Origin of the sequence: Streptomyces brasiliensis, from assembly GCF_014647875.1 — a bacterium.
GTDB lineage: Bacteria > Actinomycetota > Actinomycetes > Streptomycetales > Streptomycetaceae > Streptomyces > Streptomyces brasiliensis.
In genome coordinates this window covers 364,408-377,977 of the sequence record NZ_BMQA01000004.1, presented here as the reverse complement: position 1 = coordinate 377,977, position 13,570 = coordinate 364,408, and the positions used below count along the sequence as shown (strand labels likewise).

General features: G+C 67.8%; 11 protein-coding genes. 5 read left to right on the top strand and 6 right to left on the bottom strand.

Annotation, left to right across the window (positions count from 1 at the left end; translation table 11 throughout):
- Window positions 1-1,674: alpha/beta fold hydrolase (locus tag IEZ19_RS09405; protein ID WP_189310614.1), on the top strand; the 1,674-nt coding region annotated here is incomplete at its 5' end.
- Window positions 1,675-1,724: 50 nt separating this feature from the next.
- On the opposite strand, the gene IEZ19_RS09400 is transcribed toward IEZ19_RS09405, so the two are convergent.
- Both IEZ19_RS09400 and IEZ19_RS09395 read right to left on the bottom strand, forming a co-directional pair.
- Entirely contained in the window at window positions 1,725-2,966 is a 1,242-nt protein-coding gene (locus IEZ19_RS09400) for a sensor histidine kinase (protein WP_229840131.1), read from the bottom strand.
- A 222-nt stretch (window positions 2,967-3,188) separates the two neighbouring features.
- Complete coding sequence (locus tag IEZ19_RS09395; RefSeq protein ID WP_308428939.1) at window positions 3,189-3,404, bottom strand: MbtH family protein; 216 nt, start codon at window positions 3,402-3,404, stop codon at window positions 3,189-3,191.
- Window positions 3,405-3,707: 303 nt separating this feature from the next.
- Between IEZ19_RS09395 and IEZ19_RS09390 the strand changes: the two genes are divergently transcribed.
- Window positions 3,708-5,300, top strand: coding sequence for an MBL fold metallo-hydrolase (locus IEZ19_RS09390; protein WP_189310613.1), 1,593 nt, complete (start codon window positions 3,708-3,710; stop codon window positions 5,298-5,300).
- A 12-nt stretch (window positions 5,301-5,312) separates the two neighbouring features.
- A complete protein-coding gene (locus tag IEZ19_RS09385; protein WP_189310612.1) occupies window positions 5,313-6,122 on the top strand; it encodes an alpha/beta fold hydrolase in 810 nt (269 codons plus the stop codon).
- An 82-nt stretch (window positions 6,123-6,204) separates the two neighbouring features.
- On the opposite strand, the gene IEZ19_RS09380 is transcribed toward IEZ19_RS09385, so the two are convergent.
- The 4 genes from IEZ19_RS09380 to IEZ19_RS09365 all read right to left on the bottom strand — a co-directional run bounded on the left by IEZ19_RS09380 (window position 6,205) and on the right by IEZ19_RS09365 (window position 10,941).
- Window positions 6,205-6,858 carry a response regulator transcription factor gene (locus tag IEZ19_RS09380; protein ID WP_189310611.1) on the bottom strand — a complete coding sequence of 218 codons (654 nt, stop codon included), beginning with the start codon at window positions 6,856-6,858 and terminating at the stop codon, window positions 6,205-6,207.
- A gap of 49 nt (window positions 6,859-6,907) precedes the next feature.
- Window positions 6,908-8,800: a molecular chaperone HtpG gene (gene htpG / locus IEZ19_RS09375; RefSeq protein ID WP_189310610.1), complete on the bottom strand. Its 1,893-nt coding sequence runs from the start codon at window positions 8,798-8,800 to the stop codon at window positions 6,908-6,910.
- Window positions 8,801-8,815: 15 nt separating this feature from the next.
- A complete protein-coding gene (locus tag IEZ19_RS09370) occupies window positions 8,816-9,880 on the bottom strand; it encodes a ParB/RepB/Spo0J family partition protein (RefSeq protein WP_229840122.1) in 1,065 nt (354 codons plus the stop codon).
- 131 nt (window positions 9,881-10,011) lie between these two features.
- Complete coding sequence (locus IEZ19_RS09365) at window positions 10,012-10,941, bottom strand: ParB N-terminal domain-containing protein (RefSeq protein WP_189310609.1); 930 nt, start codon at window positions 10,939-10,941, stop codon at window positions 10,012-10,014.
- Between the two features lie 668 nt (window positions 10,942-11,609).
- Here IEZ19_RS09365 and IEZ19_RS09360 point away from each other — a divergent pair.
- Together IEZ19_RS09360 and IEZ19_RS09355 are read left to right on the top strand one after the other, a co-directional pair.
- On the top strand, window positions 11,610-12,692 hold the full coding sequence (locus tag IEZ19_RS09360) for a prephenate dehydrogenase (RefSeq protein WP_189310608.1): 1,083 nt from the start codon (window positions 11,610-11,612) through the stop codon (window positions 12,690-12,692).
- A 121-nt stretch (window positions 12,693-12,813) separates the two neighbouring features.
- A complete protein-coding gene (locus tag IEZ19_RS09355; RefSeq protein WP_189310644.1) occupies window positions 12,814-13,257 on the top strand; it encodes a cold-shock protein in 444 nt (147 codons plus the stop codon).
- The last annotated feature ends 313 nt before the right edge of the window (window positions 13,258-13,570 follow it).

The window sequence follows — 13,570 nt, the reverse complement described above, 5'->3', positions numbered from 1 at the left end:
ATCGGTACGCCGATCGCCAACACCCGGCTGTTCGTACTCGATGGGACGCTGCAGCCGGTGCCGGTCGGAGTGGCGGGCGAGCTGTACGTGGCCGGTGCCGGGCTGGCGCGTGGCTATGTCGGCCGTGTGGGCCTGACCGGTGAGCGGTTCGTGGCCTGCCCCTTCTCGACCGATTCCGGGGAGCGCATGTACCGCACCGGCGACCTGGCCAAGTGGACGTCGGACGGGCAGTTGGTGTTCCTCGGCCGGGCCGATGAGCAGGTGAAGATCCGCGGGTTCCGGATCGAGCCCGGCGAGGTCGAAGCCGCTCTGCATGCGCATCCGGAGGTGTCCCGGGTCGCGGTGATCGCCCGTGAGGACACCCCGGGTGACAAGCGCCTGGTCGCCTACGTGGTGCCCGCGGACGCGGACGCGGATGCGGATGCCGAGGGCGGCATGGACACCGGTGAACTGCGCGGCTTCGTGGCGGGCCGGCTGCCCGATCACATGGTCCCGGCCGCGTTCGTCACGCTGGACGGGCTGCCGCTGACAGCCAACGGCAAGCTGGACCGCAAGGCCCTGCCCGCCCCCGACTACGCCGCCGGGACCACCGGGACGGCCACGACGAGGAATCTCGCCACGAGCCTGGAGTACGTCGTGAGCGAGGTGTTCGCCGATGTCCTCGGGGTCGACGAGGTCGGCTTCGACGACGACTTCTTCCAGCTCGGCGGGCATTCCCTGCTGGCGGTCACGCTCGCCGCAAGGCTGCGGGAGAAGGGGATCTCCACCACGGTGCGCAACGTGTTCGCGGCGCCGACCGTCGCCGGAATCGTCCGCCAGCTGGACCTGGCGTCCATGGGTGACTCGCTCGGCAGGGTCCTGCCGATACGGACCGAAGGCGACCAGCCGCCGTTCTTCTTCGTCCACCCCGCATCCGGCCTGAGCTGGTGCTACCGGCCGTTGGCCCGGTTCGTCCCGGACGGCATCCCGCTGTACGGGCTGCAGGCCGCCGGGATGGACGGCACCGGCACGCTACCGGGCAGCATCGAGGAATTGGCGGCGGAGTACATCGAGCAGATCCGTGCCGTTCAACCGGACGGCCCCTACCACCTCGTGGGCTTCTCGTTCGGTGGCATCCCCGTACACGAGATCGCCGTGCGGCTGCAGGAGGCGGGTGAGACCGTCGCCGCCCTGGTCGTCATGGATGCCTACCCGGCCCAGGCCCGGGACGATGAGCCGGTCCGGCCCGTCGAGGCCGTCGGGGCCGGGGAGTCCGTCGGCGTCACGGAGGACGGGAACGCCATGCCGCCGGCCCCCGAGGAGCGGGACCAAGAGACGATGCTGCGGGAGATGGCGACTCGGTTCAGGGAGGAGATCGGCGAGGTCATCGACGGTATCTCGGAGGAGGAACTGCTCCTCATCGCGAAGATCTTCCGGAACAACACGGAGATGCGGCGACGGCACGAGCTCGGTGTCTTCGACGGCGACCTGCTGCTCGTCGTCGCCGAGGAGGGCGGCGAGAACGCGACGCTGGAGGAACGGCTGCGGCTCTGGGAGCCCTACGTCCGCGGTTCCGTAGCGGCGGTCGGCCTGCCTTGTCGGCACACCAACCTGATGCTGCCCGAGATGCTGGACCGGGCGTGGCAGGCGATGGCCGCATGGATGGAGACGCGGAGTACGCAGCCGGGGGCCTGAGGCCCGGTCTCGACTCCGCCTGTGGCCGCGGCCACAGGCGGAGTCGAGACTCAGGCGGACGGCGCCGGAGCGTGGGCCGGGAGGGACACGGTGACCCAGAGCCCGCCCTCGGAGTTGGCCGTCGCGCGTACGGTGCCGTCGTGGGCCTGCGTGATGGCGGAGACGATGGACAGCCCCAGGCCCGCGCCCTCTGACGAGGTGGTCCGGTCCGCGGGCAGCCGCCGGAACGGCTCGAACAGCTCGTCCACCTGGTCCTCGGGGACGTGCGGGCCGGAGTTGCAGACCACCAGGCCGCCGTCGGCGGACAGGTCGACGATGACGTAACCGCCCGCGTTGTTGTGCCGGATCGCGTTCTGCACCAGGTTGGCGACCAGGCGGGTGAGCAGCGTGTCGTCGCCCGCGACGACGACCGGCTCAGTGGAGGCGGTGAGGGTGATGCCGCGCCGCTCGGCGAAGGGGAGATGCTCTCCGATGACCTGAGTGACCACGGCGGCGAGATCCACCGGGTCCCGGTCGAGGAGTTCCTGCTCCCCCTGCGCGAGCACGAGCAGGCCCTCGATGAGCCGCTCGGACCGCTCGGTGGCGCGCAGCAGTTCGTCACGGATCCGCGCCACCCGCTCGGCGGAGGGTTTGGACAGCCCGACCTCGATCGCGGTTCGCTGGATGGCCAGGGGAGTGCGCAGCTCGTGGGAGGCATTGGCGACGAAGCGGCGCTGGCTCGCCACGGCACGATCCAGTCGATCGAGCATCGCGTCGAAGGTGTCGGCGAGGTCCTTGAGCTCGTCCTGCGGTCCGGTCAGCCCGATGCGTTCGTGCAGGGTGGACAGCGACAGACGCTGGGCGGTGGCGGTGACGCGGTGCAGCGGGCGCAGAATCCGTCTGGTGAGCCACCAGCAGACCCCGAAGGCCAGCACTATCATCGCCGCGATGGCGATCAGGGCGAAGATCTGCTGGGTGCTTGCCACGTCCTTGTGGAGTTCCTCGTTCCCGTCGAAGATGCTGCGGCTCGGGCCGGCCGCCGCGTCGACGGGACTGGCCTGGGACGGCTCGTAAGGACCGGCCGAACAGGCAACGTCCGGCTGTCGCGGTGGGCAGGGGACCGTGGAGACCGGGCCGGTGAACACGAAGTCGTTCAACTTGGCGTCGACAAAACGCTGTTGGAGCCATTGCACGCTGCTGAGCACCGCGAGGGTGATGATCGTGAACACACCGCCGTAGAGCAGCGTGATCTTGGCCTGCACCGAGCGACTGATCACAGAGGCGAAGCGCCGCATGATCCGTACCGGCCTCATACTCTGTACCTGCTTCCTGGGACGGTGACTCGGTCACCAGTATCCGAGGTTCCATTGGCGCCGATCGCCGGTAAGGAGGCGGTGAATCCTCAGCGGTGGCGTGACGCGAGGGCTCCGCGGATCCCGCCCGGCGCACCGGAACGCGAATCGGCCGCCAGGCGAAACCTGACGGCCGATCACAAACGATCTTCTGTGCGACGCGAGGGCGCCGTGGGCGGCGCTCTAGTCCGTGGATTTCATGGCTTCGATCAGGCTCTTGGGCCGCATGTCGGTCCACGATTTCTCGATGTACTCGAGGCAGTCTTCCCGGGGCGCCTCGCCGAATACGGTTTCCCAACCGTCGGGTACATCCACGAAGACGGGCCACAGTGAATGCTGGCCTTCATCGTTGACCAGGACCAGATAACTTGCGTCGGGATCCTCGAATGGATTGGGCACCAGGCTGTCCTTATTCCTCGACGAAAAGGGACCACAGCGACGAGCGGATCCACTGTGGCACAGGTATTCGCGACCCATCAAGAGCCGACCGTACAGGCGGCGTTCAGCCACCCGTGGCGCCGGCCTTCTAGCCGTTCAACTGCGGCGTTTCGCACGTTGAACGCAGGCTGGTCGGCGTTGACGCGGCTGGGGCGCTGTGGTGCGTTAGTAGCCAGGTGCGGCGCAGGCGTATGCGCGGAATCAGTTCGCAGCGAGCCGGGTGCCTGCAAAACGGCAGCGTTAATTCCGTACAGGGGGGCTCAGATGCCTGACAGCCGAGAGCGAGTATTTCTCCGTTCGAATGCGATCATCGAACCATTGGTGGACAGGTTCTATGCGTGGATGCACATCGTCGCGCCCGCTCAGGCCTCCATGAATCTGGCGAATGTGCAGGTGCCGCTGCTCGAGTCGTATCTCCAGTCCCCACAGGTGCACATCGCGGCCAGCAGCAACCCCGCTCTGCGCGGCGGGTACTTCGTCAACGTCGAGGAGTCGCGTGCGACGGAGGTCGCCGAGCTGCTGGACACGATCAAGCGCGAGCGCGCGGACATGCTCGCGTTCGCCGCCGCCGTGGCGGAGGCGGACGAACTGCTGCGGCAGAACGCCACCGGCTTCGATCTCACGCCGCTGTACCCGAAGCTGCCGGCGGCGCTCAACGGGCTGGTGGAGCTGGCCTACGACACCAGCAATCAGGCATCCGTGCACCTCATCGAGCCGCTGCTCTACCACAGCAAGGCCTTCGACCGGCACCGCCAGTCCGTCCAGCTCTCCCTGGACGACGGCGTGGAGCGGCCGTTCATCCTCAGCACCCCCCGGCTGCCCTCGCCCGACGTGCTGGATCTGCAGATCCCCTTCGACCACCCCGGTCTGGACGAGCTGATGAAGGCGCGGATCGAGGGCACGACCGCCGCCCACCTGCACGAGGCGCTCGAGCTCGACGGCGACCAGGCCGCCCAGCTGGACCGGCTGCTCGCGCCGGAGCCGAGCCTCGCACCGGACCGGCACATCGAAAACGGCGGCCGGATCCGCTACTTCGGGCACGCGTGCCTGGTGCTGCAGAGCCCGGAGGCCGCCGTCGTGGTGGATCCCTTCATCAGCACGGACAACCGGCACGGCGACCGGTACACCCTCGACGACCTGCCGGACCACATCGATCTGGCGCTGATCACGCACGGGCACCAGGACCACATCGTGCTGGAGACCCTGCTGCAGCTGCGCGCGCGCACCGACGCGGTCGTGGTCCCCCGCTCGTCGCGGGGCAACCTGTGCGACCCGTCGATCGGTCTCTACCTCAAGTCCATGGGCTTCACGGTGATCGAGGTCGACGACTTCGACGAGGTGCCGCTGCCGGGCGGCGCCCGGGTGGTGGCCACGCCGTTCCTCGGCGAGCACTCCGACCTCGACATTCGCTCCAAGTCGACGTACTTCGTGCAGCTGGCCGGCCTGTCGGCGTTCATCGGCGCGGACTCCTCGGGCATCGACCCGGTGCTGTACCAGTACATCCGCTCGCACCTGGGCGGCGTCGACAAGGCGTTCCTGGGCATGGAGTGCGACGGCGCCCCGCTGACCTGGCTCTACCAGGGACTGCTGACTCGGCCGGTGACCAAGAAGATGAGCGACTCGCGCAAGCTGTCGGGCTCGAACGCCGAGCAGGCAGCCGCGATCATGACCGAGCTCGGAGCCGGAGAGGCGTACGTGTACGCCATGGGCGAGGAGAGCTGGCAGGGCCACGTCATGGCGACGACGTACACGTCCGACACCTTCCAGATCCAGCAGATCGAGGAGTTCCTCACCTGGTGCGAGGCGCACGAGGTCCACGCGGAACACCTGTTCAACAAGCGCGAGTGGCGTTGGTAAAGGGGCGCGACGATGCCATTTCTGAGGTCCAACGGGATCCGGCTCTCCTACCAGCGGGCGGGGCGGGGCGACGAGACGGTCCTGCTCATCATGGGGTCGGCCGCGGCCGGCCACGCATGGGACATGTACCAGACGCCGGCGCTGCACCGGGCCGGCTATGCGACCGTCACCTTCGACAATCGCGGGATCGCGCCGTCGGACGCCCCGCCGGGCAAGTACGCGCTGGCGGACCTGATCGCCGACACCAAGGGGCTGATCGAGGCGCTGGACCTGGCACCGTGCCGGATTCTCGGCACCTCACTGGGTTCGCTGATCGCCCAGGAACTCGCGATCAGCGAACCTCACCTGGTCCGCTCCGCGGTGCTCCTCGCCACCCGCGCCCGGTCGGACGTGCTGCGCCGGGCGCAGTCCGCGGCGGACCGGGCCCTGCTGGAGAGCGGCGTCATGCTGCCGCCGAAGTACCGAGCGGTCAGCTCGGTGCTCCACATGCTCTCGCCGGACACCCTCAACGACGAGGCGGCGGTGGCTTCCTGGCTGGAGATATTCGAACTGGCCGGCGGTGACGTGGAAACGGTCGCCGCGGGCCAGCAGTGGATCGACACCGACCAGGACCGCCGATCCGAGCTCGGCAGGATCACCGCACCCTGCCGCGTCATCACCTTCGGCGATGACGCCGTCACACCGCCGCATCTCGGCGCGGAAGTGGCGGCCGCCATCCCGAACTGCGACCTGGTGGAGATTCCGGGCTGCGGGCACCTTGGACATCTGGAGCACCCGGAGCCGGTCAACGAGGCGATCGTGGAATTCTTCGACAAGTACTGACCCATGCCCCATGCAGTTGGCGGGCCGGCGACGCAGTGTCGCCGACCCGCCAACGGGCGTTTTGAGAGCGGTCAATGCGGGCTCAAAGCCTGTAGCCGCTTCCCGGCACGGTGACGATGACGGGCGGATCGCCGAGCTTGGAGCGGAGTTTGCTCATCGTCACCTTGACGACCGTGGTGAACGGGTCCGTGTACTCGTCCCAGGCCCGCTCCAGCAGTTCCTCGGTGCTGACGACCGCGCCCCTCGCCCGCATCAACACCTCAAGGACCGCGTACTCCTTGCGGGACAGCGCCAGGTAGCGGCCGTCGCGGGACGCCTGCCGGCGCGCCGTGTCCATGACGATGTCGCCGCACTCCAGCACCGGGGGCAGCGGCGGCCCGGCGCGGCGCCCGAGCGCGCGGACCCGCGCCACCAGTTCGTCGAAGGCGAAGGGCTTGGCCAGGTAGTCGTCGGCCCCCAGATTCAGTCCCGTGACCCGGTCGTGCACCGCGCCGGAGGCGGTCAGCATCAGGATGCGTACCCGCGACCCGTGCTGGGCCACGGTGCGGCAGATCTCGTCGCCGTGCACCCGTGGCAGGTCGCGGTCCAGTACCAGTACGTCGTAGTCGTTGACGGCGAGGCGCTCCAACGCCGTCGCCCCGTCATAGGCGACGTCGACCGCCATCGCCTCATCGTGCAGTCCCTCGACCACCAGGTCCGCCAGGAAGCGCTCGTCCTCGGCCACCAGAATTCGCATGCTCAAGATTGGCACAGATCCGCGTTGCCGCGGCAGTGTGCAAGACCCGTCAGGATGGGTCCGGCCCGCAGGCGTCCGCCGCCAGCGACATCAGCAGGTCGTTGAGCTGGGTGACGAACGTGGCCGGCGTGTCGATCGGGGCACCCGTGGCAAGGACCGCCTGGTCGAACAGGACGTGTGCCCAGGCGGGCAGGTGCGGGTCGTCCTGCCCGCGGTTGAGCCGCTCGACCAGGACGTGCCGGGGGTTGATCTCGAGGATCGGCTGGTTTGGCAGCCCTGAGCCGCGCAGCCGCTGCACGACGGTGAAATCGGTCTCCGCTCCGTCGGTGACGATGCAGGCCGGGGAGGTCGTCAGGCGGCTGGTCAGCCGTACGTCCCACGCCTTGCCCGCGAGATGTGCCTTGAGCCGGCCGAGGAGCGCGGCGTAGTCGGAGTCCGCCCGGTCGGCGGCCTCCTTCTCGGCCTCGTCCGCCAAGTCGCCGAAGTCGGGCGGCCCCTGGGCCACGGACTGCAGCTGCTTGCCCTGGTACTCGCGCAGCGGACCGGAGACGACGAAGCCGTCCACCGCCTCACCCAGCAGGAGCACCTCGATGCCCTTGGCGCGGAATGCCTCCAGGTGCGGGCTGGTCGCGGCGGCGGCCGGGCTGGGGGCGAGCAGGTAGTAGATCTTGTCCTGGCCCTCCTTCATCCGGGCCACGTAGTCGCGGAGCGAGACATCGGCGGCTTGCGTGTCCGAGCGGGTGGAGGTGAAGCGAAGGAGCTCGGTGATGTCCTCCCGGTGCGGAGGGTCGTCGGCGATGCCCTGCTTGAGTACACCGCCGAACTGCTCCCAGAAGGCGGCGTACTTCTCCGGCTGGTTGTCCGCCAGTTCCTTCAGCAGCTTCAGAACCCTCTTGACCGCACTGGAATGGATATGGGCGACAGCCTGGCTCCCCTGGAGAATCTCCCGCGAGACATTCAGCGGCAGGTCGGCCGAGTCGATGACCCCGCGCAGGAAGCGCAGGTAATTCGGCAGCAGCTGCCCGGAGTCCTCGAGGATGAACACGCGCCGGATGTGCAGGCGTACGCCGTCGCGCGCCTGCGGGACCCACAGGTTGTGCGGCGCTCGGGACGGGATGAACAGGAGCAGCGTGTACTCGTACCGTCCCTCGACCTTCGTGTGCAGATGGGCGAGCGGATCGGCGAAGTCGTTGGTGAGGTGCCGGTAGTAGGAGTGGTAGTCCTGCTCGCTCAACTCGCTCTTCGGGCGCGCCCACAGGGCCGACGCCTGGTTCACCGGGGCCTCGTCCTGTTCCATCACGATCGGCTGGCTGATGTGGTCCGAGTAGCGCTGGATGATCGAGCGCAGCCGGTGCTCGTTCAGCAGCTCGTCCTCGCCCTCCCGCAGCTCGAGCACGATCGTGGTGCCGCGCTCGGCGCGCTCGACGGCCTCCAGCGTGTACTCGCCCTTGCCGTCCGACGACCAGCGCACGCCGTCGGACGCGGGCAGCCCGGCCCGCCGCGAGGTGAGCACCACTCTTTCCGCGACGATGAACGCGGAATAGAAGCCGACGCCGAATTTGCCGATCAGCTCGGAGTCGCGGCGCTGGTCCCCGGTGAGCGTCCGGAGGAACTCGGCGGTGCCCGAGCGGGCGATGGTGCCGATGTTGTCCATCACGTCCCGGCGGCTCATGCCGATGCCGTTGTCGGCGATGGTGATCGTGCCCGCGTCCTTGTCGAACGTGACCCGGATCCGCGGCGCGTCGTCGTCCCGCTCGGCACCGGCCGGTTCCGGCTGCGAGTTGCGTTCGAACCGGAGCCGGTCGATGGCGTCTGACGCATTCGAGATCAACTCGCGTAGAAAGATGTCCTTGTTGCTGTAGAGCGAATGGGCCATGAGGTCCAGAATCTGAGCGGCCTCGGCCTGGAATGCGTACGTCTCCGCATTCGCCTGCAGTGCCATTGCTTCCCTTTCGTGTCAGGTCGCGGGAACTGCCGAGCAGCCGCGTTTTCCGAGATGTTCGGCGAACTTCACCCAGTTCTCGGCGTACTGCCGGGCCAGGTCGGCCGTCGTCCGGGTGCAGTGCTGCGGGACTGCGTCCAGGAGCTCCGGCCACTCGCTCATCACGTTCATGTTGTGGTGGAGGAGGCGCAGCAGCTCGCGGCCGACCTGTTTGTGGCGCAGCGAGGGATCGCGCATCAGCATCTTCAGTGCGCGGCCGGGGTCGATCTTCACCGGGGTTTCCCGGCGTTGGCCGCGTGCCGGCGCCGCCGGCTGCGGGGCCGGCCGGACCTGGGGGGCGGCCTCGGGTACGGAGTGCAGCGTTCCCGCCGGAGGCTCGCCGGCCGCGAGCCGCCGCTTGACGTCGGTCACGGTGGCGGGTGAGATGCCGGCGAACCTGGCCACCTCGCGCAGGGAAGCGTCTGGACGTTCGGCCAGCACCTGGGCGGCTCGCCGGCGGCCCTCGACGCTGTTCACCGGGCGGACCTTGCCGTCGATTCCGACGCGCACCTGCGGCGCGGCGGGCGCGAGGCGGCCGCGGAGGGTGGCAATGGTCTTGGCTCCCAGACCGGTGGCACGCGCGATCGCCCGGTCCGACATGTGTCCATGAGAGACGAGGATCCGTTCCGCCGCGGTGCGGCGGTCCGCGAGTGACAGCGGAAGGCCGTGCGTTGAATTGGCCCGGACGGCGAATAGGAAGGCGTCTTCTCTGCTGCCGTCGAAGAATGCTGCCGGGATCTTGGTCTCGCCTCGCAGGACCGCGGCGAAGACGCGATGCACCCCGTCAACCACCTGCATGGTGTGCCTGTTGACGATTATCGGCGGCAATGGACTTTCGGTTTCCGCCAAGCGAATGATGTGCTCCCGGTCCTCGCCCTCGATACGCGGTGAATCACCCGGACGTAACGCTGAAATCGCGACCGTGACGATTTCCTGTTCGTGTTCCGCGGAATGCTCATGTTCCTTTTCCTTGAGGTCGTCGGACGACCGGCGCAGAACAGGGGCAACGATGCTGGCGTCGAACTGCTGCAATGCGATCACCTCGCGTATGGGCGGCTGCCATTTCGCGTGGGGGTGCGGAAAGGATGACGCGACCGGCAAGCGGTTGGCTGGTTCTCCGGTGATGAGGGTCCGCGGTGGGATGCGGACATACGAGCACGTTCAGTACCGGTTCAACTCGCGGGCGCCGTACAGTCGTCCTGGTCCGCGGCGAGTTGAGGTGAGGGGAGTGCCCGCTCGTCCAGTGCCTGCGCGAATGCCTGCCACTTGTCCGCGTTCTGCTGCGCCAGCGCGATGACCAGGGCGCCGCAGTGCGACGGCACGGCGTCGGCCAGTTCGAGCCACTGGTAGTCATCGACGAGGTTCTTCCGCAGCGTGCTCACCAGCCGTCTGCCCAGGTCCGCGTCGAGGATGGCGGGATCGTGCAGCAACGGCTTCAGCAGGGATATCGGCTTCTCCTGCTTCTCCCGCACCTGGATATGCGCCGGCTCGGAGGCCGACTCCGTCGACGGCTCCAGGGCGGTGGCCGGCGGCCTCGGCGACTCGCCGACGACGTCCTCGCCGGCGAGGATCCGCTTGCGCACGTCACTCGCCGTCGCCGGGGAGATCCCGGCACGCCGGGCCACTTCCCGCACGGAGGCCCGCGGGTTCTGGGCGATCACCTCTGCCGCCCGGTGCCGGCCCGCCGCCCGGTCTACTGCCCGGGCTCTGCCGTCCCTTCCGACGCGGACGTTCAACTCCGTACCCGACGCAGTTGAACGCCGGATGGCGGCCACGCTCTTGGCGCTCAGCCCGGACGCCTCTCCGATCATGCGATCGGACAAGTGGGGATGGGAGGCGCTGAGCCGTGCCGCCGCCGCACGCCGGTCGGCCAGCGACAGGGGCAGGCCGTGTTGTGTATTTGATTTGATGGCGAGCAGAAATGCGTCGTGCCGTGATAAATTCACGACGCGTGCCTCGATGGTCTTACCGCCCTTGAGAAGGGTCGCCAGGACTCGGTGCACGCCGTCGATCACCTGCATGTTCCGCCCGTTCACCAGAATGGGCGGGAATGGAGTCTCGCTCTGTGCGAGTTGCTCGGTGTATTTCTTGCTCTGCCCCACCAGGCGAGGTGATTCGCTGAACTGCAGCAGCGCAATGGGTAGTTCCGATACTTCTTCCGGCAGAGGCTCCAGATCCCCCTCGGAGTCCGCCGATCTGTTCGCCGTTCCGTTTGCCGACTCTAGGTTTGTCCCGTTCGTTTCGTGCTCAAAGCTACTCAAACTATCCCCCAGTAGTGAAGTTTGAGCTGACAGGGGTAGGCACCCGCGAGCCGACACAGCTATTGGCCGCCCGTACGCGATGTGCGCAGGCGGCCAATTTGCGTGAACGTCGGAATGGAGAGGCAGTGCACAAAAAGAAGGGCCGCCGCTAGCGGAACCCGTGGCACGCACGGAAAAATGCGGCCGACCGCTTCTCGCGACCCAGTGAAAACCTCTCACCACAGCGCGGTTACCCCCGTTCGCTCCCGCCCCTGTTTCGTCCCTCGTAGGCTAGCTTGTGGTGTTGCGATGTCAACCAAGTGAGATATGCGGCGAGCGGGAAAACGGCCCACAATGTGTGGAACCCTGTGATTCCGGCAGGAGATGGAATATCATCATCCGCTCCAGCGCCCGAACCGGTGCGAAACGCGTCACCAGGACAGCCGACCGGACATCGGACGTCGAGCGCCTTGCGCCTTGTCCGCAGCATCCTCAGCCGTTTTACTGCCAAGGGAATGGATGCGGTCCCCATGGAAAGTGCTCTCGTGGTCGGTACGGGTCTGATAGGGACCTCGGCCGCGCTCGCTCTGAAAGCCCGCGGTGTTGCCGTGTATCTGCGGGACGAAGATCCTGCCGCGGTCAGGATCGCGTCCTCGCTCGGCGCCGGCACGTTGGACGCCCCGCGGCAGACCGTGGATCTGGCCGTCGTGGCCGTGCCCCCGGCGCTGGTGCCCGACGTCCTCGTCGGCCTGCAGGCCGACGGCGTCGCGCGGCACTACACCGATGTGGCCAGCGTGAAGTCCGGCCCGCAGCAGGAAGCTTTCGCCCGCGACTGCGACAGCGCGCGCTACGTCGGTGGCCATCCGATGGCGGGCAGCGAGCGCAGCGGCCCCCTCGCCGCCCGTGCGGACCTCTTCGTCGGGTGCAACTGGGTACTCACCCCGACGCCCGACGCCGACACCGAGACGCTGAACACCACGCTCGAACTCGTGGCGCTGTGCGGGGCCGTGCCGGTGGTCATGGAGGCAGACGTGCATGACCGGGCGGTCGGCCTCGTCTCGCACGCTCCGCACGTTGTGGCGAGCCTGGTCGCCGCTCTCCTGGAGCGGGCCGAGGAGCGGGCCGTGCGCCTCGCGGGCTCGGGCGTCCACGACCTCACCCGCATCGCGGCAGCGGATCCGGGGTTGTGGGTGGACATCCTCGGCGCCAACGCACTGGTGGTGGCCGACCTTCTCGAAGAGCTGTCGGACGGAATGGACGACGCCGTCGCGGGTCTGCGCGCCATGGCGGCCACGGACGAGGAGAAGCGTGAAGGCGGCGCGCGCACGGTCGAGGACCTGCTGCGCCGCGGTCGGTCCGGGCGCGCCCGGATCCCCGCCAAGCGCGGCATTCTGCCGGAGCAGTACGAGACGGTGACGATCGAGATCGGCGACCAGCCGGGCGAGTTGGCCCGGCTCTTCACCGATGCCTCGCGCGTCGGCGTCAACGTCGAGGATGTACGCCTCGAGCACTCGGCCGGCCAGCCGACCGGGCTGGTCCATCTGAGCGTGGCCCGGGATCTGATGGACGTGCTCACGGCGGAACTCCGTAAAGGCGTATGGCGACGGCGCTGAAGCGTGTTGCACAAGCACGCTCGCGGGCTGCGCTCGCACACATGTGTGCCGTGCCGGCCCAAGAGCTACGATCCCCGCACATGATGGCTGGGCAAGGAGCCCAGATGTGTTGGGGGTACGTGTGGCTTCTGGACGTGTGGTGCGGTTCGACAGCTCGCGGGGTTACGGCTTCATCGCTCCGGACGATGCTGGAGAGGATATCTTCCTGCACGTGAATGACCTGCTGATTCCCGAGACGTATCTGCGCTCGGGGCTGGCGGTCGAATTCGAGGTCGAGGACGGTGGGCGAGGACTGAAGGCCTCGGGCATCAGGCTTGCTCAGGCCGCCGAAGGGGCCGACGCTTCCGCGGCGCCGACGCCCTCGGTGCCCAGTGGGAAAGGCGGCGCGGACAAGTCGGAGGACGGCGACGATTCGATGTGCGACGTGCTCACCGGTGCGGAGTACACCAGGGAGATCACCGAACTGCTCCTGAAGGCGGGACCTTCCCTGGCGGCGGATCAGATTTTGCAGCTCCGCCACGAATTGGTGAAATTCAGCGAGAGCCACGGATGGATCGAAGGGTGAACCCAACGGCGCTCACTGCGAGTTGATAATTGTCTGCTGCGGCCACCGCGTCGGTCGTCCGAGGGGGCGATCATGATTGCGGTGGCCGCTCTCATTTCCGCGGCCACTTGCCTCACCTGCCGAGGCGCATAAACGATCAAGTCGTGCGGCTGTCGTGACCAGCGACCCCCGAAAGCTCACCGGCGGGTGTTCAAGTGCGTACCGCGTCAGTTGAACACGGTTGTGCAGTTGTACGGCCTTGTTCTTCGGAAACGTCACACGTCATAGTGCGTCGGGCCTTCGGTCAGCAGGAATATCGCTGGTGACGCACCAA

What these genes read in the sequence shown, in the direction of transcription:
- IEZ19_RS09400 (WP_229840131.1), bottom strand. Translation starts at nt 2,966, where the DNA reads ATGAGGCCGGTACGGATCATGCGGCGCTTCGCCTCTGTGATCAGTCGC.
- IEZ19_RS09390 (WP_189310613.1), top strand. Translation starts at nt 3,708, where the DNA reads ATGCCTGACAGCCGAGAGCGAGTATTTCTCCGTTCGAATGCGATCATC.
- IEZ19_RS09385 (WP_189310612.1), top strand. Translation starts at nt 5,313, where the DNA reads ATGCCATTTCTGAGGTCCAACGGGATCCGGCTCTCCTACCAGCGGGCG.
- IEZ19_RS09380 (WP_189310611.1), bottom strand. Translation starts at nt 6,858, where the DNA reads ATGCGAATTCTGGTGGCCGAGGACGAGCGCTTCCTGGCGGACCTGGTG.
- htpG (WP_189310610.1), bottom strand. Translation starts at nt 8,800, where the DNA reads ATGGCACTGCAGGCGAATGCGGAGACGTACGCATTCCAGGCCGAGGCC.
- IEZ19_RS09360 (WP_189310608.1), top strand. Translation starts at nt 11,610, where the DNA reads ATGGAAAGTGCTCTCGTGGTCGGTACGGGTCTGATAGGGACCTCGGCC.